The 21019-nt window shown below is 66.2% G+C and carries 18 protein-coding genes; 7 read left to right on the plus strand and 11 right to left on the minus strand.

From position 1 onward, the window contains the following. Nucleotides 1-36: 36 nt before the first annotated feature. From KF791_00650 to KF791_00660, 3 genes are all read right to left on the minus strand, one after another. Nucleotides 37-1065, minus strand: a complete 1029-nt coding sequence (locus KF791_00650; GenBank protein MBX3731080.1) for a rod shape-determining protein — start codon at nucleotides 1063-1065, stop codon at nucleotides 37-39. A 117-nt stretch (nucleotides 1066-1182) separates the two neighbouring features. Further along, nucleotides 1183-2331, minus strand: a complete 1149-nt coding sequence (gene dnaJ / locus KF791_00655) for a molecular chaperone DnaJ (protein MBX3731081.1) — start codon at nucleotides 2329-2331, stop codon at nucleotides 1183-1185. Between the two features lie 17 nt (nucleotides 2332-2348). Beyond that, a complete protein-coding gene (locus KF791_00660) occupies nucleotides 2349-2876 on the minus strand; it encodes a nucleotide exchange factor GrpE (GenBank protein ID MBX3731082.1) in 528 nt (175 codons plus the stop codon). Nucleotides 2877-3559: 683 nt separating this feature from the next. On the opposite strand from KF791_00660, the gene KF791_00665 reads away from it, so the two are divergent. The 5 genes from KF791_00665 to KF791_00685 all read left to right on the plus strand — a co-directional run bounded on the left by KF791_00665 (nucleotide 3560) and on the right by KF791_00685 (nucleotide 8591). Further along, nucleotides 3560-3802 carry a type II toxin-antitoxin system prevent-host-death family antitoxin gene (locus KF791_00665; protein MBX3731083.1) on the plus strand — a complete coding sequence of 81 codons (243 nt, stop codon included), beginning with the start codon at nucleotides 3560-3562 and terminating at the stop codon, nucleotides 3800-3802. After that, nucleotides 3786-4184, plus strand: a complete 399-nt coding sequence (locus KF791_00670) for a PIN domain-containing protein (GenBank protein ID MBX3731084.1) — start codon at nucleotides 3786-3788, stop codon at nucleotides 4182-4184. Before KF791_00665 ends, KF791_00670 begins: the two co-directional genes overlap by 17 nt. An 816-nt stretch (nucleotides 4185-5000) precedes the next feature. Continuing rightward, the gene (locus tag KF791_00675) at nucleotides 5001-5702 is read left to right on the plus strand and encodes a CAAX prenyl protease-related protein (GenBank protein ID MBX3731085.1); all 702 of its coding nucleotides are present in this window, start codon (nucleotides 5001-5003) and stop codon (nucleotides 5700-5702) included. A 3-nt stretch (nucleotides 5703-5705) separates the two neighbouring features. Beyond that, the gene (locus KF791_00680) at nucleotides 5706-7307 is read left to right on the plus strand and encodes a class I SAM-dependent methyltransferase (protein MBX3731086.1); all 1602 of its coding nucleotides are present in this window, start codon (nucleotides 5706-5708) and stop codon (nucleotides 7305-7307) included. Nucleotides 7308-7322: 15 nt separating this feature from the next. Further along, a complete protein-coding gene (locus KF791_00685; GenBank protein MBX3731087.1) occupies nucleotides 7323-8591 on the plus strand; it encodes a bifunctional 3,4-dihydroxy-2-butanone-4-phosphate synthase/GTP cyclohydrolase II in 1269 nt (422 codons plus the stop codon). On the opposite strand, the gene KF791_00690 is transcribed toward KF791_00685, so the two are convergent. The 5 genes from KF791_00690 to KF791_00710 are packed head-to-tail and all read right to left on the minus strand — an operon-like array spanning nucleotide 8554 to nucleotide 12813. Then, on the minus strand, nucleotides 8554-9042 hold the full coding sequence (locus KF791_00690) for an RpiB/LacA/LacB family sugar-phosphate isomerase (protein MBX3731088.1): 489 nt from the start codon (nucleotides 9040-9042) through the stop codon (nucleotides 8554-8556). The two genes, KF791_00685 and KF791_00690, sit on opposite strands and share 38 nt — an antisense overlap. Nucleotides 9043-9056: 14 nt before the next feature. Continuing rightward, nucleotides 9057-9752 carry a 6-phosphogluconolactonase gene (pgl, locus tag KF791_00695; protein MBX3731089.1) on the minus strand — a complete coding sequence of 232 codons (696 nt, stop codon included), beginning with the start codon at nucleotides 9750-9752 and terminating at the stop codon, nucleotides 9057-9059. 4 nt (nucleotides 9753-9756) lie between these two features. Next, nucleotides 9757-11133 carry a glucose-6-phosphate dehydrogenase gene (gene zwf / locus KF791_00700; GenBank protein ID MBX3731090.1) on the minus strand — a complete coding sequence of 459 codons (1377 nt, stop codon included), beginning with the start codon at nucleotides 11131-11133 and terminating at the stop codon, nucleotides 9757-9759. Nucleotides 11134-11144: 11 nt separating this feature from the next. After that, nucleotides 11145-12164 (minus strand): decarboxylating 6-phosphogluconate dehydrogenase, encoded by a 1020-nt coding sequence (gnd, locus tag KF791_00705; protein ID MBX3731091.1) that lies wholly within the window; start codon nucleotides 12162-12164, stop codon nucleotides 11145-11147. Between the two features lie 49 nt (nucleotides 12165-12213). Then, nucleotides 12214-12813, minus strand: a complete 600-nt coding sequence (locus tag KF791_00710; protein ID MBX3731092.1) for a histidine phosphatase family protein — start codon at nucleotides 12811-12813, stop codon at nucleotides 12214-12216. 237 nt (nucleotides 12814-13050) lie between these two features. Between KF791_00710 and KF791_00715 the strand changes: the two genes are divergently transcribed. Next, nucleotides 13051-13944 (plus strand): phosphoenolpyruvate hydrolase family protein, encoded by an 894-nt coding sequence (locus tag KF791_00715; GenBank protein MBX3731093.1) that lies wholly within the window; start codon nucleotides 13051-13053, stop codon nucleotides 13942-13944. 220 nt (nucleotides 13945-14164) lie between these two features. Continuing rightward, nucleotides 14165-15763 (plus strand): tryptophan 7-halogenase, encoded by a 1599-nt coding sequence (locus tag KF791_00720; GenBank protein ID MBX3731094.1) that lies wholly within the window; start codon nucleotides 14165-14167, stop codon nucleotides 15761-15763. Here the strand turns inward: KF791_00720 and KF791_00725 are convergent. Genes KF791_00725 through KF791_00735 form a run of 3 tightly spaced genes read right to left on the minus strand, consistent with a single transcriptional unit; the run spans nucleotide 15742 to nucleotide 20740 of the window. Continuing rightward, complete coding sequence (locus KF791_00725) at nucleotides 15742-18744, minus strand: hypothetical protein (protein ID MBX3731095.1); 3003 nt, start codon at nucleotides 18742-18744, stop codon at nucleotides 15742-15744. The genes KF791_00720 and KF791_00725 overlap by 22 nt on opposite strands. Before the next feature lie 16 nt (nucleotides 18745-18760). Beyond that, a complete protein-coding gene (locus KF791_00730; protein ID MBX3731096.1) occupies nucleotides 18761-19543 on the minus strand; it encodes a DUF1559 domain-containing protein in 783 nt (260 codons plus the stop codon). 18 nt (nucleotides 19544-19561) lie between these two features. Further along, nucleotides 19562-20740 carry a sigma-70 family RNA polymerase sigma factor gene (locus KF791_00735; GenBank protein ID MBX3731097.1) on the minus strand — a complete coding sequence of 393 codons (1179 nt, stop codon included), beginning with the start codon at nucleotides 20738-20740 and terminating at the stop codon, nucleotides 19562-19564. Nucleotides 20741-21019: the final 279 nt, after the last annotated feature.

Raw genomic sequence — 21019 nt, forward strand, 5'->3', positions numbered from 1 at the left:
CGGGTCAGGTCGGGGCGAACGCACCGCCGGGGAGACTCAGGCGGTCGAACTGGAGGCCACGCGCTTCAGGAAGCTCAGTTCCTGGAGCACCTTGCCGGTTCCCTGGGCGACGGCGCTCAGGGGGTCATCGGCAATGTGGACCGGCAGGCCGGTTTCCTGGGCCAGGAGCTTGTCAATGTTCCGCAGCAATGCGCCGCCGCCGGCCATCATGATCCCCCGGTCCACCAGGTCGGCCGAGAGTTCCGGAGGGCAGCGTTCGAGCGTGATGCGAACCGATTCCAGAATGCTGGAAAGAGGCTCCTGCAGGGCTTCGCGGACCTCCTCGGACCGGACCAGCACCGTCTTGGGAAGTCCGGCCGCGAGATCGCGGCCCTTGACCTCCATGGTGAGTTCCTGGTCGAGGGTGTAGGCGGAGCCAATGCGAATCTTGATCTCCTCGGCGGTACGTTCGCCGATCATTAAATTGTGGGCACGTTTCAGGTGCGCAACGATGGTCTCGTCAAATTCGTCACCGCCGACGCGGACGCTCCGGCTGAACACGATCCCCGCGAGGGAGATGATGGCGATCTCGCAGGTGCCGCCGCCGATGTCCACGATCATGTTGCCCGAGGGTTCATGGACGGGAAGGCCCACCCCGATGGCCGAGGCCATCGGTTGCTCGATCAGATAGACCTCGCGCGCCCCGGCGTGGGTCGCGGAATCCTTCACCGCCCGCTTTTCGACCTCGGTGATGCCCGACGGCACCGCCACAACCACGCGGGGGGCGATCAGCTTCCGATGATGCACCTTCTGAATGAAGTGCCGCAGCATCGCCTCGGTGATCTCGAAGTCGGCAATGACACCGTCCTTCATGGGACGGATCGCCACGATGTTGCCCGGGGTGCGCCCCAGCATCCGCTTGGCCTCCTCGCCCACCGCCAGCACATTGGTGGTGCCGGCCTGGATCGCGACGACCGAGGGTTCTCGAAGGACGATCCCTTGATCCCGGACGAACACAAGGGAGTTCGCGGTGCCGAGATCAATCCCGATGTCGTTTGAAAAGAGACTCTTGAGTTGCGCTAGCATGATGCGTGCTCCACACGCACGGGGCGACGGTGGGGGGATGGCCGGAGGGGGTCAAGGCATAACCCTCCTGTGGCGAGGAGGTTTTGCAAGGGAGGGGCGTGCCGTCGTGGACGGGGGTCAGCGGAAAAAAGTGCGGGCGCGCTCAAAGAAGCTGGCCTTTTGAGGGTTGACCTGGTCGTCGCACGACCGCGCGAAGGCCTCGAGGTGCTCCCGCTGCTCCGCATTGAGCCGGGTCGGCACCTCGACGAGCACCCGGACCATCAGGTCGCCGACACCGCGCCCGTGCACGTTGCGAACGCCGCGACCCTTGAGACGAAACAGGGTCCCATGCTGGGTGCCCGCCGGCACCCGGATATGGGCCCGGCCCTCCAGCGTGGGCACTTCGACATCCGCCCCCAGCGCCGCCTGGGTGAACGCGATCGGCACGTCGCACAACAGGTCGTCGCCCTCGCGCTTGAAAAACTCATGCTCGGTGACGTGGAGCACCACGTAGAGGTCCCCGGCGGGCCCTCCCCGTTGCCCGGCCTCCCCGTTGCCGGAAGATCGCAGCCGGGTGCCGGTGTCCACGCCCGGGGGAATCTTGAGGACGATCGTCGAAGCCTGGTCCACGCGGCCGTCGCCCTCGCAGGCACGGCATGGCTTGTCGAGCACCTCACCGGCGCCCTCGCAGCGCGGGCACGTCTGTCGCAGGCTGATGAAGCCCCGCGACACCAGCACCTGGCCACGTCCGGCGCATTGGAGGCAGCGGATGCGCTTGGAGCCCTTCTCGGCGCCGGACCCATGGCAGGTCGGGCACGTGGCGGGCTTGGTGACCGTGATCTCCCGCTCCACCCCGTGGACGGCATCCTCGAGCGAAATCTCCAGGTCGTAGCGCAGATCGCCGCCGCGGGCCGGGCCGCCCGGGTCGCCGCCGTCGCCGCCCATGCCAAACATCTGCTCGAAAATGCTGCCCAGATCGGATCCGCCGAAGGTCTGCCGAAAAATCTCCGAGGGATCATGGAATCCGCCAGCCCCACCGCCGGCCCGCCGGTCAAATGCGGCGTGTCCGTGACGGTCATAAGTGGCGCGCTTGTCGGGATCGCTCAACACCTCGTAGGCCTCTCCCACCTCCTTGAAGCGTTCTTCGGCTGCCGTGTCGCCGGCGTTTTTGTCCGGATGGTACCGCAAGGCGAGTTTGCGGTAGGACTTCTTGATGTCCTCGGCGGTGGCCGTCCGGGTCACTTCAAGGACTTCGTAAAAGCAGCGGCGTTCGCGGGTGCGGGACATGGGGGATGCGCGGCGCGTTATTCGGCGCGGGCGGAGACCACGACACTGGCAGGACGCAGGAGCCGGTCGCCGAACCGGTAACCCCGCCGGACCTGCTGGACGACATGCCCTTCCGGGACGGTGGCATCCAGGCTGGTGGAGACCGCCTCGTGAAGCGACGGGTCAAACGGCTGTCCCGCGGCCTCAACGACGTCCACGCCAAGCTCTTCGAGCAGCGACCGGAACTGACCATGGATCATGCCCACCCCCGTCCGCAGGGACTCGAGGGAGGTGCCTGGCTGCGTGGCGGCGGCCATCGCCATGTCGAAGTTGTCGAGGACCGGCAGCAGGCGGGCCACCACGCCCTCCACCCCGGCGCGGCGGGCTTCATCGCGCTCCCGGGCGGTGCGCTTCTTGAAGTTGTCGAAATCGGCGGCGAGGCGCAGGAGGGTCTCCTGGCGGGAGGCCAGTTCGGCGGCAAGGCGGGCCGTCTCGTCGGACGGTTCGGCCGCAGGCGGGGCCTCCGGGGCATTGCCGTTGTGCATCGTGATCTCTGGTGAACTCATTTCAGGCGCTTCCGGCCCATCGCGGACCGGCCGGCGAAATTAGAGGGGACGCGCGGCCGGGGCAACACTGGGAATCCGCCGTATGGCCGGGGGCATCCGTGGACTCGAATCCCGCGCAACGGGCGATTGGGGCGGCGCGCCCCGTTCCGCCCCGGATCGCCGGCGGCAGTGTCCGATGCGATACGGCGGCGTCTGCGACGATGGATCGGTGATCGTCATCGTGTCCTCGGCGCGGGGTACGACTTTGGATGGTGAATCCCGGGCGGCCCGCAGGTTGCGGACGAAAATCAGGGCGGGTGTCTTTTGATCGAGGGTCTAGTGGAGCGTTCACTAAATTGGTTTACTAATGCGAGCCTCCCGTGCCAGGGCCTCGCGAGCCCTGACGATTCGTTCAAGGATGACCTTTCCCTCAGCTTTCCACTCGTACTGGGTCGGGTTGAGGTTCCATTGGTCCGTGTATTGAGTGATCGCCTCGGCCAATTCTTTCACGCTGCTGAAACTCCCGGGAAGGATACAGTTTTCCCAGGGATACTGGGCGATTTTGGCATGGCTCGCTCCTTCGGTGTGCGAAAACAGCGCAGCCAGTTGTTATCGAAAATTGAAGAGATCGAAAATAAGCAACGCTCTCATCAGCGACCTGGGTGAGCTTGACCCAATGCCGAAAAGTGACCATTCTTATGGTCATGCAAGCTTCCGTAGCCCAAGCCAAAAGCCAGTTGGCCGATTTGCTTCGACGGGCCGAACGGGGAGAAGAGGTGGTGATCGCCCGGCACGGGCAGCCCGTGGCACGGCTGGTGGCGATTCGACGCTCCGGCCCGCCGCCGGTTTCCGCAACGCCACTCGATGCGAAAGCGTACGCAGGGATTGATCTGGATGAACCCGCATTCCCCTCCTGGGAGAAGGGCGGCAATGCGCGCCTTGATTGATTCCGGATTGTGGTGGCGGCGTTATCACGGACTGCCGATGAACCGGCGGCTCGCCCGATTCCTGGAACAGGAGGTCAGCGAGTTCTGGCTCTGTCCCCTCTCGGTTCAGGAGATGCTGTGCAAGTGGCGGCATCGGAAGTTGCCCGCACCGGATCCCGCCGGATGGCTTGCCGAGGCCACGGCGGGCTACCGGCTCGCGCCGGTGACGTTTGAAGCCGCTCGGGTCGCCGGGCTTTGGGACTGGGCGCACGGAGATCCTGTGGACCGGTTGCTCGCCGCGATAGCGAACACCGAGGGATTGACGCTGGTGCATACGGATCAGCGGCTTCGGCCATTGACCGGTTTCCCGCAGCGATATTTTCCGAATGTCGGGATGGAGTGAGGAAGGATTTGGGACCAGGGTCACGGCCAGCCCAAGTTCACCGCTTTTACGTCGTCCACATTCGGCGGCTTTGACGACAATTGACGACAGAAGGCCTTCGTTTTTGTGCGCATTTTTCGACTTGAGGTCGATTTTCCGAAAAAGATGGGAAATGCGCGAAATACTCAATATTTACGGCCATTTTGCGACGATTTTCGACGCGAGGTCATTTGGTTTCGGAATCCCTCCCTCACCGCCATATTTGTGTCGCCGCGGGGCGCCAAGAGTCCGCCCGCCTGCTCGACAATCGGTTCCCGGGGTCCTGCGTTCGATCAAGACGCCGGCAGGTAGGCGAGCTCTCCCTCCTCACTCGCGCAGAACACCCGCCACTGGCCCCATCGCCGGTAATGGTACTGAGCCCGCCGTGTGCCCCATGGAGAGAGCCAGCCCCCCTCATGGTTCGGTCGGGGATTGGGCCGCGCGCCGTACCCCGGCCAGCCAAGCAATCGGAACCCGCTTCCAGACCCGTTCCAAACGCTGTCGCCAAAAGTCTCGAAGCACCATCAGTGGATTTTACGTTTATCCTGATTATCGTAAAGAGTCTTTTAGCTTGAGCGTATCGAAACCACTTTTCGACGGCCCTGGCGTTTCAGCGTCGGGACATTGGGTGCCGGTCGGGACGTGTTGCGGGATCGCCCTCGTGCGGAATCCCCCACACGTCCCTTCGCCGGGACACGTTGCGTTCCTGCGGTACCCGCGTCGGCAATTGAAGGACGGCTTCGGCCTTGCTGTCATCACGTGGACACGGTGAGGGTCCCGGGAATGCGTTTGCCGTGGATGGATCGAATTGGCGCCTCCGCAATTGCGGTGCGTGTGTTGCCGTTCGCCGTCTTTGTCGGCCTGACGGCGCTGCAGGGGCAGTTCGGGGAGGGATCACGGTATGGGCTCTACCTGGGGAAGACGTTGGTGGGGGCCTGGATGGTCTGGGTGTGGCGGGACCGGCTGCCGGAATGTCGCTGGGCGTTCAGCTGGGAGGCCCTCGTCGTCGGTGTGGCGGTCTTCGGGTTGTGGGTGGGGTTGGATGGCCGGTATCCGTCACTGACCGAATTGCCGCGGCTCGTGGGGCTGGGGCGGCCGCCGGATCCGGAATCGCTCCCGCAGCCTTGGAATCCGCATGCCTATTTTGGTTCCGGGAGTGCGGCGGCCTGGGTCCTCGTGGGGGTCCGCATCGCGGGCTCAACGCTGGTCGTGCCGGCGATTGAAGAGGTTTTTTACCGGTCGTTTGCCTATCGGTACCTGGCGACAACCCGATGGGAGGACATGCCGCTCAATCGCTGGAATGCCGTCTCGTTTTTCGTGACCTCGGCGGCGTTTGGGCTCGCCCACGAACAATGGCTTCCCGGGGTTCTGTGCGGCATGGCCTATCAAGGATTGGTGCTCCGGAAGAACCGGCTGGGCGATGCGATGACGGCACACGCCGTGACCAATCTGTTGCTCGGGGTGTGGGTGGCGTGGAAGTCCGCCTGGCATTTTTGGTGACGCATGGACCGGTCTCCGCCGCCCTGCGTGATTCACGAGGATGCCGACCTGCTTGTCGTGCACAAGCCGCCCGGATGGAACACGCATGCGCCATCACCCCATGCTGGGGAGGGGATCTACGAATGGCTGCGCCACCGGGAGCCTCGCTGGGCCTCGCTGGCCATCGTGCACCGATTGGACAAGGACACCAGCGGACTCCTCGTTTTTGCGCGGACGCCCCGGGCCAACCGGTCGCTGACCGCGCAGTTTGCAGGGCGATTGGTGTGCAAGCGGTACCAGTGCGTCACCGACCGCCGGCCGCAGCGCGACGTGTTTTCCGTGCGGTCGGGCATTGTGCGGTCCGGCGACCATTATCAGGTCGCCGCCCCGGGGGCACGCGACGCGGCTCCGGCGGAGACCCGGTTCCGGGTTCTGCGGACAGAGGGGGGCCGGGTGTGGTTGGAGGCGGTACCGCTCACCGGGCGCACCCACCAGATCCGGGTTCATGCGGCGTCGAAGGGCGTTCCGATCCTGGGGGACCGCCTGTACGGAGGCACCCCGGCGGCGCGGCTGCACCTCCACGCATGGGGGCTGGCCCTGGATCACCCGGGCACCGGACGTCCGGTGTCATGGGAGGTGGCCCCGGAGTTTGACCGGGCTCCGGCAGAGGCACTGCGTGCCGCGATGGTCGCCCCGGGTGAGACCACCGCGTGGCGGATGCTGCATGGCGCGGCGGATGGCGTGCCGGGGTTCGCGGTGGAGCGGCTCGGGGACTGGATCCTCGTCGAGGGAGAGGAGGAAGTGACACCGACGCTTCCCGGGATTCTGCGGCCGTCTGTTGCCGGGGCGGCTGGGATCTATTTCAAGGCGCGGCGACGTCGGGTCCGGGGAACCGCACCGGGAGAGGTCAGTCCCCGATTCCTCGAGGGGACGCCGGCGCCGACGCGCTTTGAGGTCCTTGAGAACGGACTGCGATTTGAGCTGAGCCTGGCCGAGGGGTATTCCACCGGGCTGTTCCTGGATCAGCGCGACAATCGCCGTCGGCTGCAGGTGGGACAGGTCGCCGCGGGGTTTCCTTTGCGGCCGTCGGCGGGAGGCTCCGAACCGTGGTTGCTGAACACTTTCGCCTATACGTGTGCATTCAGTGTCGCGGCCGCAGTCGGAGGATGGCGGACCACGAATCTCGACCTCTCCCGCAAGTATCTCGACTGGGGGCGCCGGAATTTTGAGCTCAACAGGTTGGATGCCGGCGGCCATGAGTTCATCCATGGGGATGTCTTCGACTGGTTGCACCGGTTCCAGCGGCGTTCCCGCCGGTTCGACGCCGTCCTGCTGGATCCCCCAACCTTCTCGCGCTCGAGGGAGCACGGGGACTTCCGGGCGGAGTCCGACTACGGAGCGCTGGTGGCCCGGGTCCTGCCCCTGCTGGCGCCCGGAGGGATCCTGTTCGCCTCCACCAACGCAGGCCGGATGCCTCCCGACCGGTTTCTGGAGGGGATCCGCGGGGCGATCGCGTCGGGCGGGCGACGGGTGACGCAGCAACACTACGCACCCCAGCCGCCGGACTTCCCCATCACCCGGGAGGAGCCGGCGCACCTCAAGACCGTGTGGATTCGCCTCGACTGAGTGCCGCATGCCGGCATGGGCGGCGATCCAGCCCGCTTGCTGCGTGTCAACCGGGAGACTTTGGGATACCCTGCGGCCGGTGTGAAGAAGGGTGTGTTTGATGATCTGGCGGCGGTCCTGGCGGACATCCGTCGTGGCCGCATGGTGATCGTGGTGGACGACGAGGACCGGGAGAACGAGGGCGACCTGGTCATGGCGGCGCAAAAAGTCAATCCGGCCGCCGTCAATTTCATGGCCCGGTTCGGCCGCGGTCTGATCTGCGTTCCCGCGGAGGACGACCGGTTGCGCCAGCTGGGCGTCGAGGAAATGGTGTCGCAGAACCGCGAGTCATTCCAGACCGCCTTCCAGGTGAGTGTGGACGCCGCCCAAGGGATCACGACCGGGATCAGCGCCGCCGATCGGGCGCGCACGATCCGGGTGATGGCCGACCCGCGGGCGATTGCCGAGGACCTCAAGAAGCCTGGGCACATCTTTCCGCTCAAGGCCCGATCGGGCGGCGTGCTGCAGCGCGCCGGACACACCGAGGCGGCCGTGGATCTTGCGCGGCTTGCCGGATGCCGTCCGGTCGGCGTGATCTGTGAAATCATGAGCGACAACGGGTCCATGGCCCGGCTCCCCGAGCTGCGCCGGATGGCCCGCCGGCACGGACTCAAGATCTGTTCGATCGAGCAGTTGATTCAGTTCCGCCGGACGTCCGAGCGCCTGGTTGAGCGCGTGGAGGTGGTCCGCCTCCCGACGGATTACGGGGAGTTCACCCTGCACCTGTACCGCTCGAAGATTGACGGCCTGCACCACCTCGCCCTGGTGAAGGGCGACGTGCGGGGGGAGGATGGGGTGATGGTGCGGGTTCACAGCGAGTGCCTCACCGGTGATGTCTTCGGATCCCGCCGCTGCGACTGCGGTCCGCAACTCCACGCCGCGCTGCAGCAGATCGAGGCGGCCGGGAGCGGCGTGGTGCTCTACATGCGGCAGGAGGGGCGTGGGATCGGGCTCCCCGCCAAGCTCCGGGCCTACCGCCTTCAGGAGCAGGGGCTCGACACGGTGGATGCCAACCTGAAGCTCGGGTTCCCGATGGATCTGCGCGACTACGGCGTCGGAGCGCAGATGTTATGCGATCTCGGGCTCAAGACGATCCGGTTGCTCACCAATAACCCGAAAAAGGTGGTCGGCCTGCAGGGGTACGGACTGGAGATCCTGGAACAGATCCCGATCCGGGTGCCCGCCAACCCGCACAATGCCGGGTACCTTAAGACGAAGCGGGACCGCATGGGCCACCTGCTGTAGGGCCCGATTCCAGCTCCAGCGCAGCCACCTTCCCGAGGCGGCGCAGATGCCGCGGCGCGTCGCTGTACCGGGATGCGAGGAAAGCTTGTACCAGATCCCAGGCCACTTCCGGCCCCACGGTGCGGCCGCCCATGCAGAGGAGGTTCATGTGATCGTCCTCGACGCCCTGCCGTGCCGAAAAGTGGTCGTGAATGAGGCAGGCCCGGACGCCCGGGACCTTGTTGGCACAAACGGCGGCTCCGACACCGCTGCCGCAGATCGCAATCCCGCGGTCCACCTCGCCGGACGCCACGGCACGGGCCAGGGGCACCACAAAGTCCGGATAGTCGTCCTCGGGATTCAGTGTCGTGGCGCCGAAGTCCACCACCGAATGGCCCGACCCGCGCAGCCGGACCGCAAGCTCCTCCTTGAGGGCGAATCCTCCGTGGTCTGTGGCAAGTCCGAGACGCATGGAATTCCCGATGGTTATTGGACGGATGGCCCCATCGCCGCGGCGTCCGCCAGCACCACGGCGGCATCCTGCATGACGCGTCCCGCGGGGATCGCCGGATCGGCGAGCAACAGCCGGCGCAATGCGTCCTGCTTCTCCGCGCCGGTGACCACCCACAGGATCCGCCGCGCGCGGTCCAGCATCGGATAGGTCAGGGTGCATCGCTGACGGCCCTGGTAGTTTCCGCAAACTGCGACCGGTCGGTCGGTGACTCCCAGAACGGCGTCACCGGGGACCAGGGATGCCGTGTGTCCATCGGCGCCGAGCCCCAGATGCACGAGGTCCAGCACGGGCGGATCCCCGGCCAGTCGCGTCAACAGTTCCGAATAGGCCGCCGCACCGGCATCAGGATCGGCGGACTCGACCGGCATGGCGTGGATTTGTTCCGGGCGCAGCGGTGCGTGGGAGAGCAGGCTCTCCCGCAGGTGGGTCAGGTTGCGCTCCGGACTTCCCGGCGGCGCGATTCGCTCATCCACCTGAAGGACTTCCAGTTGCGGCCACGGGACGGATTCGTTCGCGAGGGCACGCAGCATCTGCCACGGGGTGCGTCCCCCGCTGACCGCCACAAGAAAGCGTCCGCGGGCCGCCACCGACGCCCGGGCCTCGACGGCAATGCGGCGTGCGGCCTCCGTGGCCACGGCGTCGGGATCGGGAAGCACGGTGAGGTCCATGGGATCAGGCGGCGATCACCGGATTCTGCCAGCCGCCGGGTGGCGCGACGCCGGCGGCCTCGGGAGGGCCCCAGGTGCCGGGCTCGTATTCGAAGACCGGGGTGAAATCCTTCAGGACCGGATCCACGATGCGCCACGCTTCCTCGACATAGTCCTCGCGCGCGAACAGCGTTGAATCCCCGGCCATGGCATCGCCAAGCACCCGTTCGTAGGCATCCATGTCATCCGCAGGCGGATGATCCACGGCGAGCATTTCGGCGGGCTCCACCGTCGTTGCCGACAACGGGGCGAGGGTGTTGTAGGTGATGCCGATGGTGAATTGCGGGCTGATGCGGAGCCGGACGTGATTGGAGGACAGGTCAAGCGCCCGGTACATCGTCGGTGGTTGACGGAAGCGCAGGAGGATTTCGGTGCAGGTGACGGGCAGGCATTTGCCGGCGCGCAGGTGGAAGGGTACGCCGCGCCAGCGCCACGAATCCACCTCAAGCCGCATCGCGGCAAACGTCTCCACGGTTGAACCCGCCCGGACACCCGGTTCCCGCGGATAGCCTGTGAACTGCCCGCGGACCACGTCGTCCGGTGTCAGCGGCGGAATGGCGCGGAGCACCTTCACCTTTTCGTCCCGGATGGATTCGCTGTCGGTGCGCACCGGCGGTTCCATCGCCAGGTTTGCGAGCACCTGGAACAGGTGGTTCTGGACCACGTCGCGGATCGTGCCCACGCCGTCATAGAAGGCGCCGCGCCCCTGGATGCCGAACTGCTCGGCCATGGTGATTTGCACGCTCTCGATGTGCTGACGGTTCCAGAACGGCTCGGTGAAGGCGTTGGAGAACCGAAAGAAGAGCATGTCGTGGACCGGCCGCTTCCCCAGATAGTGGTCAATGCGGAAGATCCGGCGCTCCTCGAAACTGCGCAGCAGCACCTCGTTCAACCGACGGGCGGACTCGAGGTCACGTCCAAACGGCTTTTCAACGATCACGCGCGCTCCTGGCGGCGCGCAGCCGGAGCGGTCGAGCTGCTCCACCACGGTGCCAAACAGCGACGGCGGGATGGCGAGGTAGTGGGCGGGACGTTGCGCCGCACCGAGGATCTTCCGGAGTGCGTCGAAGGTGGCGGCATCCTCGTACGCCCCGTCCACATAGCGCAGCAGCCCGCACAGCCTGTCGTAGGCCTCCGGGTCCAGCCCGCCGTGCGTTTCCAGGCTTTCCCGGGCCCGCGCCTTCAGTTGCGCGAGATTCCATCCCGCCTTGGCCACCCCGATCACCGGCACCTGCAGATGACCCCGCTTCAGCATGGCTTGAAGCGACGGGAAAATCTTCTTGTAGGCCAGATCCCCGGTGGCCCCGAAGAAGACCAGGGCGTCGGCATGGGTTTCGTTCATGGTCCCGGAAATCAGGCCGCAGGCTTCTCGTGGTGACCGCCGAATTGAAACCGCATCGCCGACAGCAGCTTGTCCTGATAGTCGGCTTCGCCCCGCGACGCGAACCGCTGGTAGAGGGCTGCGGACAACACCGGCACCGGCACGGCCTCGTCAATGGCCGCCTTGATCGTCCACCGGCCCTCGCCGGAGTCCGAGACCCGTCCGGCGAACTGCCGGAGTTCCGGATCCTCGACCAGCGAGGCGGCCGTCAGGTCGAGCAGCCAGGAGGCGATCACGCTCCCGCGACGCCACACCTCGGCGATGTCGCGCAGATTGAAGTCGTACTGATAACTGGAGGGGTCGCGCAGCGGCGTCGTCTCGGCGTCCTCGGCGTGCTCGCGCTTTCCGATGTTGGCATCGCGCAGGACGCCGAGGCCCTCGGCGTAGGCCGCCATGAGGCCGTACTCGATGCCGTTGTGCACCATTTTCACGAAGTGTCCGGCCCCGTTCGGGCCGCAGTGCAGGTAGCCCTGTTCCGCCGTGCCGCCAAGCGACTCGCGTCCGGGCGTCCGGGGAATGGCCTCGCCGCGCCCCGGGGCCAGGGTGGCGAGCAGGGGATCCAGATGGCGGACCGCCTCCGGCTCACCCCCGATCATCATGCAATAGCCACGTTCCAGGCCCCACACGCCGCCGCTGGTGCCGACATCCACATAGTGGATCTTCCGCGTCCCCAGATCCTTCGCGCGCCGGAGGTCGTCCACGTAATACGAATTGCCGCCGTCAATCACGACGTCGCCGGTCTCGAGCAACGGCACCAGGTCGGCCAGCGTGGCATCCACGACCGCTGCCGGCACCATGAGCCAGACCGCCCGCGGTTTCTCAAGACGGGCCACAAAATCGGGCAGGGACGTGGCGCCCACGGCCTGCTCCTGCGTGAGTGCATCCACCGCGGCGGCCGCGCGGTCGTACACCACGCATTCGTGTCCGCCGCGGATCAGCCGGCGGACCATGTTGGCGCCCATGCGCCCGAGTCCGATCATTCCCAGTTGCATCGTGGAGTATTGATGAGGTGCTGCTTGAAGGTGAAATTTCCCCGCCGGTTCAATCGCCGGCATGGGACACATCATTCCACAGCCGGAGCACCGGCCGCGAGCGACGATGCTCGTAGCCTAAAGCGGAGAGGCTCGCGGTGGTGAGCAGAAAAAAACGGGCGGGCGAAACCGAGGGAAATCCAAGCCAGCGCGTCGCCAGCACTCTCAGGAAATGACCGCTCGAAAAGACCAGGACGTCGCCCGGACACTCCCGCAGCCGCGCAACCACCCGGTCCGCCCGGGCCCCCACCGCTTCCGGGGATTCGCCTCCCGGGCAGCCGTGCGTGAAGAGATCCCAGTCCGGACGCCCGGAGAGGATCTCGGCGCTGGTCTGTCCCTCGTACGCGCCGTAGTTCCATTCCACCAGGTCGGGATCCACCGTGGCGACGGCACCGAACCCGGCAAGCTCGCAGGTGCGGCGGGCTCGTTGGAGCGGGCTGGTGAACACCCGGGGGAACGAACCTGCCGCCAGCCGGACGCCGAGTCGGCGGGCGTTGCGCTCCCCGCGGTCGGTGAGGGGAAGATCCGTGAGGCCGGTGTGCTGTCCGCTGAGACTCCAGGCGGTTTCGCCATGTCGTGCCAGATAGACGATGGGCAGCCCTTCGTTCATGCCGCCCAACGGTGGCCCCTTTGGGCCGGCGGACGCGAGGTTGGAATCCGGCCCGGAGGCTTTTGGCCGCCGGAAGGCACCTTTCGAAGTGCTCCGACGTTGTTGCGGCGATTCCTCCCGGGGGGAGCGGGTCGGTTGATTTTGGGTAGCTGTTGATCGTTTCGCGACATGGAAGCGGACCGGCCGCCTCGGTTACTACCCCGGGGTCTTTGACGCATCACTCCTGAATTCCTGACCATGCCCAACCCTTGGACCGGCAAAGGAAACCCCTACACCCGCAAGGAGGTCCGCGACCGCCTCATGGCCACGCTGCAGCGCGGCCAGGCGATCATTGCCGCCGGCGCCGGCACCGGCATCAGCGCCAAGTTCATCGAGAAGGGCGGCGCGGATCTGATCATCATCTACAACTCCGGACGCTTCCGCATGATGGGTCACGGCTCCACCTGCGGGCTGATGGCCTATGGCGACGCCAACGCCATCGCCATGGACATCGGCGAGTACGAAGTCCTGCCCGTGGTCGAGGAGGTGCCGGTGATCTGCGGCGTGCATGCCACCGACCCCCGGCGACGGATGTGGCACTGGCTGGGCCGCGTGAAGGAGATGGGTTTCAGCGGCGTGAACAACTTCCCGACCCACACCATCGTGGACGGCCACTTTCGCGGCGTGCTTGAGGAGACCGGCATGAGCGTGAAGAAGGAGTTCGAGATGGTCGCACTGGCCCGGCGGATGGACCTCTTTTCCATCGTGTACGTCGCCACGCCGGAGGAGGCCGTCGAAATGGCCAGGGCGGGTGCCGACGCCATCATCGCCCATGTGGGCACGACCGTGGGCGGCAGCATCGGGGTCACGCGGGCGGTGGTGAGCTGGGATTTCACCCTGAAGCGCACCCAGGAGATCGTGGACGCCGCATCCCGGGTCCGGAAGGACATCTTTTTCCTGTGTCATGGCGGCCCGATCAACACACCCGCCGATGCGGATCGTGTGTTGCAGCGCACCGATGCCGTGGGCTTTGTCGGCGCCAGTTCCCTGGAGCGGATGGGGGTCGAGGCGTCCCTCACGGAGCTGACCCGGGAGTTCAAGACCCTCAAGGCGCCGGCGGCGAAGGGTTTCGGTCGCAAGCGGCGTGGATAGGCCCGGGAGGGCAACAACCCTGCGGTGATCAGAGCGCTGCTGGTGATCGGAGACAACGGGCGTGCGGCGCGGGAGTTCGCCCCGACCTGGCCGGACCGTGAGATTGCCCTGCGCAACGCTGCGAGGGTTTGCGACGTTTAGGCGGGCGACGCCGGAATCCATCCCGCCCGTACGGCACCCGGCCGTCGCCTTGAGCGGGATGATCCGTTAGTCTCGGGCCGTGGGGCACGCGTGCTTTGATGTGGCCATCATCGGATCGGCGTTTGGCGGTTCGCTGGCGGCCATGATTGCGCGGCGGATGGGGCGCCGGGTGGTGCTGATCGAGCGCGGACAGCACCCGCGTTTCGCCATCGGGGAATCCACCACCCCGTTGTCCAACTACCTCTTGGAGCAACTGGCGGCGACCTGCGATCTGCCCCGGCTGCTGCCCCTCACACGATGGGGCGCCTGGCAGCAGTCCTACCCGCAGATCGCATGCGGACTGAAGCGGGGCTTCTCGTTCTTCCATCACGAGGCCGGGCGGGAGTGGACCCCGCAACCGGACCGCACCAACGAACTGCTCGTTGCGGCCAGCCCTTCGGATGCGATCGCGGACACCCATTGGTACCGTCCGGACGTGGACCACTGGCTTCAGCAGGAAGCAGTGTCCATGGGGGCGGAGTATTTGGATCAAACGAACCTGGAGACGGTGGAGTTCGGGGCCAGCGAGGTGCGATTGACGGGGAGGAGGGCGGGCCGCTCCGTCAGATTCCAGGCGACCTGGCTGCTCGACGCCAGTGGCCCGCGGGGCTTCCTGTCACGAGCGCTTGCGCTGCCGGAATCGTTGTGGGCCGGCTATCCGGCAACACAGGGGCTCTTCAGCCACTTTGAGGACGTGCGCCGATGGGAGTTCCTGCAGGACACCGGGGTCGCCCCGCCGTTTCCACCCGATGATGCGGCGCTGCATCATGTCTTTGACGGCGGCTGGGTCTGGGTGCTGCGATTCCGGAACGGTCTCACCAGCGCCGGGTGCTCCGCACGGCCGGAGTTGGCGTCACAGATTCGGATGGCGGACGGCGCCGCCGCTTGGAGGCGGCTTCTGGAAAGGCATCCCTCCCTGGCCTGGCAGTTTGAGACCGCCCGCCCCGTGCGCGGGTTCACCCACCTGGAGCGCATGCCGTATTGCTGCGCCCGAATGGCGGGTCCGGGCTGGGCCCTGTTGCCCTCGGCGGCGGGATTTGTGGATCCCCTGATGTCCACCGGGTTCTCCCTCAACCTCCTTGGAATCGCCCGGATTGCCCTCTGGATGGGTCGCGACGGGGGACCGACCGCGTTGGAGGCCTCGCAATATGAGTCCGCCACCGCCGCAGATCTGAACGCCGCGGCCGCCATGATTGGTGCCCTGCACCACAATCTCGGTCGGCCCGCGATCTTTCGGCAACTGGCGTTGCTGTACTTCGCAGCAGCGATCTATTCGGAGACTGCACGCCGTCTGGGTCGGGTGGATCTGGCACCCGGATTTCTGCTCCATGGTCGGCCAGGGTTTGCGGAAGCGGCGCGCGCGGTGATCCGGATGTCCTTGGAACCATCGGTGTCCGAGGTGAAATTCTCAGAAGCCGTCGCGCAGACCATTGAGCCGGTCAACCTGGCGGGCCTCGGCCGGCCGGATCGCCGTCACTGGTATCCCGTGGATCCGGAGGATCTCCATGCCGCCGCCTCCAAGGTGGGCGCCACCAACGAGGCTATCCGGCAAATGCTTCAACGCGCAGGATTCGAGGGCGATTGCGGTCCTGGCCGGGCCCGACCCCCAGACCTCGCTCAGCGCGGCACCGCGCGATAAAACCGCACGCCGGCATCGCCAAGGCCCGCATGCCGGATCAACCCGGCCGCGCCAGTGGCGGAGAAGCGACCGACCGGAATCCAATGGAGGAGGTCGTTGCTGGCCTCGAGCTCAAATTCGTCCGGTGGCGCTGTGGGCGATTCCAAGGTGATGAGGTGCGAACCATCGTGCAGGGGATCCAATCGCACGCGCCCCGGTCCCGCGGGGTCTGGCGGCGCCTGGCCCTGATGGATCGGCACGTTCTGGCCATCAAAGGACGCCACACCCCGGCGGATACCGACGGAGCTTCCGGGGGCGATCAGGTAGGCCAATTCCACCGGCGATGCGCCGAAGAAGGGGCCCCAGCGCAAGGCGCCGCCGGGACTCGGCACACCGTCCTGAGTGACGCCGATCACCCCGACTTCGGAGCCCGAATGCTCCTCCACCGCAAATGCGCGGACCCCAGGGGCAGGCATCACCCGGACTGTCACCCGAAGGCTCCCGTCCGGGAGCGATTCCTCGGTGCGCAACGCGAGTCCCCCAACCAACGGCAGGCTGACAGTTTGGCATTCCAACGGTGCAAGCTCCGCACCACTGCTCCAGCAGAACGGCGGCGGTCCGGCCCGCGGATCGTACACGTAGCGCTCACCGCCCCTCCACAGGGCTGCGGCGCGGGTCACGTAGTCCACCGGGATCGGGTTCGGCCCTGCAGACCATGGTTGCTCGAGTCGCCACGCCGCGGCGTAGGCGGTCAGCTCCGAAGCGGACAGGGAGTTGTCGCCCGGTTCGCGATCGGCGGGATGACGGATGGGCCCCCGCAGTTCCTGATCACCGCCGATGGGCACGGCAATTCCGTCAGCAGCTCCCACGCCCCCGAAGTGGGCGACATCCACCGTCATGTTGGGAACCAACTGGTAACTCAGCGTGCGGGTCCGCCGGTCCAGGTATGGACCGAACTTCACCTTGCCCGTCAACGGGTCCAGCACACCGTCGTGGCTGACGCTCACCACCCGCCAGAACGGCGAGTCGAGCCCGGGAATCCCCGGTGCTGGCAGGGCGAACGGCGGGATTTCCTCAACGACGTAGGCGGCCACGCCGGGCCCTGGCGTGACCACGAGACGGACCGCAAAAGGCTCGCCGGCTTCGTAGGCGCCCGGCAGTTGCCGGACAACCTCCAAAGTCGGGGCGTCATCGCGCTCGACGGTGATGCTTCGCGCCGGCGATTCGACGACCGCGCCGTCGGCGCGCACCACCCTTGCGATCAGAACCTGTCGGCCGGCGGGCGCATCCAGCCAGACGAATTGGTGCGGGATCAAACCGCCCGGGCGCGGCTCGTACTGGGGACACTCATATGGGAACTCACCAAGCTTCCGACCATTGGCAAAGAACTCGACCAGCAACAGATGCCCGTCCGGATCGCGCGTCGCGACCTCCAGAACAATGGGCCGTCCCAACCCATACGCCGCGCCCTCAGGTGGCGTGATCCACGCAAGTTCCTCCCCGAGCCCGCCAGCGACCACCAGGACAGGATCCGAAACCAACGCTGGATGCACCAGATCCTGGACCACGAGCACGTGCGGCCCCGGGTCCAGAGTGACTTCAAACTCATGCCAAACCTGTTCGTCCACACGCGGCGGCCGAATGAAGACCATCCGGGATTCTCCGACGGGCAGGCCATCCACCAGCAACTGCACGTCGGTGATGCCCCCAAACCGGCCGATGCCGACCGCGGTTACCGGGATTGGCACGCCGGCGGCAACCGGCTCACCGTCCCGAGGCCGAACGATGGTCAGGCGTCCCGGAGCGGTCTCCCGCTGTACGGTCACCCTTGCCGGCCGCGAAGTGATCCGCGGGTTCGGACCAAATTGCCCATTGGCGATCAGCTCATAGTCGCCAGGCCCCTCGGGGATCCACTCAATGCGATTGCGCAGGGGCGTGCCCGGTGGGAAATCGCCGAATGCGACGCACAGGAAACAGCTTTCACCGATCTTCCGGCCATTGGCGAAGAATTCCACCTGGCTGACGAGGCCCGCGGGATCCTGTCCAACAGTTTCAATCACCACCGGCACCCCCGACATCAGCAGGGCGCCGTCGGGTGGGGAGACGATCTCGAGCCGGGCCGCGGACGCCTCCACGATGTGAATCGTCTTCGGCGCAGATTCCAGGATCCGGTCAGGCGCGAGGGGGGTGCGGGCCGTCAGGACGTGAGTTCCGGCAGATGCACCTCGCCAGACAAACCGACCTGTAAAGGGCTGCCCGGGAATCGGACCGGTACAGAGGCAGTCATCGCAGCAACATTCGACGCCTCCGATCACCCTGCCGTCTGCAAGGAATTGAAGGGCGTGGATGCCCGCCTCCGGATGCACCGCCGTGGCGGCAATTTCCACATCCTGACCGGCTGCAAACCGCGATTCCGATTGGGGTCGCGCGATTCGGATGGACGGCACGGTGACTTTCGAATCCCGAATCACCGCGCGTGCGCGACCGTGTTGGAGATCAATCCGGTAGGGTTCCAACGGTCCCATGGCTGGCGATGGCGCGAGGGCGAGGACCACGCTCTCGTCCCCCTCCTCCAGGCCGTCTTCCCAGGGCTGAATCACCACGTCGGCCCAGTCACTGCCAGCCGGTACGTTCACCAAACCGGCAGGGGCGGGATAGTCCTCGCCCGGCCAGGCCTCACCCTCCATCTGATGGAACACCTGAAGGTCGTGCTCCAGACTGTCCCGTCGGTGGATCCAAAACCGAAGCGCATCAGCGGGACCGTCCGGACCGTCGGTGACCGGATTTTCCTCCACGGCCTCGCCGTTCACGGTCTCCACCCAATCCACAGCCACTGGCCGGATGGAGTTGGGCAGACCTGGTTCAACCCGGGTCCCGGGACGGGACGCGTTGATGACCGGCGGCATGCGCCCGGGGGGCTCTCCGGAGGTCGAATCCGTCGCGCCACGAACGATCAGGCTCCAGCCCGTGAGGCAGAGCAGGAGGCACGCAAAGGGTTTCATCTTCAATGGGCTCACTTTACTCGGGAATCACCGCAAAATTCTCCCCCGATTCCAGCCGGCGACGCAGGACGGCCGAGGGGATCGCCGCGACATGACCGTCGGCGAAGAGGTAGTTGGATGAGTGTCCGTGACGTTCCGGATCAATGTCGGCCAGCACGTGGGCCCATCCCAGGATCCAGGTGTCCGGATGCGTATGGTCGTCAACGGCCGGTACCGGCATGGAATCAGTGGCGCGGGGCGGAAAAGCCACCCCAAGATTCGATCCCTCGAAGGCCAGGAACGTTTCCGATGGACGCCGGTACGAAGACAACTTCAACGTCGAAAGATTCAGGGTCAGCGGCTGCCCACCGACGCCCGGGGCGCCCGGATTGAATTCCGAAGACTCCGGGGCCAACGGTTCACGCGCGGTGAACTGGTTCCGGACGTAACTGGTCCGCTGCCACTTCCGCCGGGCCTCCCGAAATGCGTCGGAAGGACAGAGCCGTACTCCGTCCACTGGACCCATGAAGGGCGTCAGGGCAAACACCCATGCCGGCGCGCTGTCGCCAATCGGATCCGCCGGGAGGCGTCCCAACGGATCGCTCTCGGCGTACATCCGCAGGCCCAGTCCGAGCTGCCGCAGGTTGGACAGGCAATGGACAGCGCGCGCCTGTGCCCGGGTCCGGCTGACCGTGGGCAGCAGTAGTGCGCCCAGAATACCGACCACCGCCATCACCACCAGCAGTTCCACGACGGTAAATCCGGCTCCCGCCTGCAGATGGCGTCGGGCGGGATCGGCAACGGATGGGGGGCGATTCATGGAGGATGCGGTTCCCGATCAGGGCAGGTTTACCAAGGCGATTTGAGGGTGTCCGGATTCAGGGGCCGGAGCGATCCAGATGGAGCCGCTCCCGATCATCACTCCGTCGGCCGTACAGTGCAGTCGCTGCGCAGGGCACTTGAGGATCTCCCCCGCCACCGACTCGGTGAACAGCCGCTCGAAGGCGTCAAGGACCGCGGCCTCCCCGGCCACCACGCCGTCCAGGCCACGCCCGCGAACCGCCAATGGATACCGGATGCTCCGCGCGACCCGTTCTCGATCCCCGGCCCGAAGGTCCCGCTGCAGGTCTCGGATAAACCGATGGACGACCCGGGGATCCGGAAATCCTGCGGCCCGATAATCGCCATCCGCAAGCACCTCCGCGGATGAGGACGCAACGGGCCGGGATGGGATTGCCCACCACGTGGCCGCGAGCAGCGCCACCGCGGCTCCGGCGGTCGCGAACCACACATTGAGCCCCGCCCATTTCATGTCGCGGGCCAGGGATCTGGACAGTCCAAGGACCCGCACCGAATCGGGTCCGGCCGATGCCAGTGCGGCGGAAACGGCGGACTTGACCAGGGGTGCCGACACTGCGGGCGCCGCTTCCTGCAAGAGGAGGTCCGGCAGTGCGGCCACCGATGCCACGGTGCCGTCGCGAGCCAGTTCGGAGCGCAGCCGGTCCAGGGCACGGGTCACCCGCTTTCGCGCCGCATCCTCCGCGATCCCGAGCGACGCCCCAATCTCCGCGAGGCTGCGGTTCTGGAAATAGCGGAGCAGGAGCGCATTCCGATCCCCTTCGCGCAGACGGGCAAGGCACGCGTCGAGCACCGGGGCGATGCGGTCCCAAAGACGTCCGGACTCGGACGCGGACCCGGATTCGGAGGGATCATTCATTTGAAAGGCGGTGGTTTCCCGGGCCAGACGGCGACGCTCGCCCCGCAGGAGATCGGATGCGGCAAACCGCGTCGCGCGCATCAACCAGCCGGCCAGAATGGTGTCCGGCGACAGAGAACCCGCCTTGCGCGCCAGCAAAACAAATACCGCCTGTGTGACTTCCTCGGCCCAGTCCGGATTTCCCGTTTGGCGCAGCGCCGCCGCGTGGACCATTCCGGCATGACGGGTCACCAGCTCGCCAAAGGCGGGTTCGGAACCGCTCCTGGCATACTCCTGCAGCAATTGGGCGTCCGTCCTCACGCGTCACTCAATAGATGGCCGCCCGGGATGAAACCGGACAATCGCCCCTTTTATTTGTCAGAAGTGGTGGCGTTGGCCACCACGGTCAGCGCGACCTGCTGATCGCGTAGCAATTGCGCCAGCGGACCCACCTTGCCGGAGTGCATCCGGACACAGCAGCGTGGCCTTGCGCCAGTTCACATCCCGGAAATGGATGTAGGGGTCGTACAGGGCACGACGGTCTTTCATGGCAGTTGTGGCAATCACAAATCGGCCGGGCTTGCGTTTCAACACCGGAAC

This window comes from Verrucomicrobiia bacterium (assembly GCA_019634635.1).
Lineage (GTDB): Bacteria > Verrucomicrobiota > Verrucomicrobiia > Limisphaerales > UBA9464 > UBA9464.

Bases quoted from the DNA above. Each gene is read 5' to 3' on its own strand.
- KF791_00685 (MBX3731087.1), top strand. From the start codon at position 7,323: ATGGGCGGCGATCCAGCCCGCTTGCTGCGTGTCAACCGGGAGACTTTG.
- KF791_00660 (MBX3731082.1), bottom strand. From the start codon at position 2,876: ATGAGTTCACCAGAGATCACGATGCACAACGGCAATGCCCCGGAGGCC.
- KF791_00670 (MBX3731084.1), top strand. From the start codon at position 3,786: ATGCGCGCCTTGATTGATTCCGGATTGTGGTGGCGGCGTTATCACGGA.
- KF791_00680 (MBX3731086.1), top strand. From the start codon at position 5,706: ATGGACCGGTCTCCGCCGCCCTGCGTGATTCACGAGGATGCCGACCTG.
- KF791_00690 (MBX3731088.1), bottom strand. From the start codon at position 9,042: ATGCGTCTCGGACTTGCCACAGACCACGGAGGATTCGCCCTCAAGGAG.
- dnaJ (MBX3731081.1), bottom strand. From the start codon at position 2,331: ATGTCCCGCACCCGCGAACGCCGCTGCTTTTACGAAGTCCTTGAAGTG.
- KF791_00730 (MBX3731096.1), bottom strand. From the start codon at position 19,543: ATGAATCGCCCCCCATCCGTTGCCGATCCCGCCCGACGCCATCTGCAG.
- zwf (MBX3731090.1), bottom strand. From the start codon at position 11,133: ATGAACGAAACCCATGCCGACGCCCTGGTCTTCTTCGGGGCCACCGGG.
- KF791_00725 (MBX3731095.1), bottom strand. From the start codon at position 18,744: ATGAAACCCTTTGCGTGCCTCCTGCTCTGCCTCACGGGCTGGAGCCTG.
- KF791_00715 (MBX3731093.1), top strand. From the start codon at position 13,051: ATGCCCAACCCTTGGACCGGCAAAGGAAACCCCTACACCCGCAAGGAG.
- KF791_00665 (MBX3731083.1), top strand. From the start codon at position 3,560: ATGCAAGCTTCCGTAGCCCAAGCCAAAAGCCAGTTGGCCGATTTGCTT.
- gnd (MBX3731091.1), bottom strand. From the start codon at position 12,164: ATGCAACTGGGAATGATCGGACTCGGGCGCATGGGCGCCAACATGGTC.
- KF791_00710 (MBX3731092.1), bottom strand. From the start codon at position 12,813: ATGAACGAAGGGCTGCCCATCGTCTATCTGGCACGACATGGCGAAACC.
- KF791_00675 (MBX3731085.1), top strand. From the start codon at position 5,001: ATGGATCGAATTGGCGCCTCCGCAATTGCGGTGCGTGTGTTGCCGTTC.
- KF791_00650 (MBX3731080.1), bottom strand. From the start codon at position 1,065: ATGCTAGCGCAACTCAAGAGTCTCTTTTCAAACGACATCGGGATTGAT.
- pgl (MBX3731089.1), bottom strand. From the start codon at position 9,752: ATGGACCTCACCGTGCTTCCCGATCCCGACGCCGTGGCCACGGAGGCC.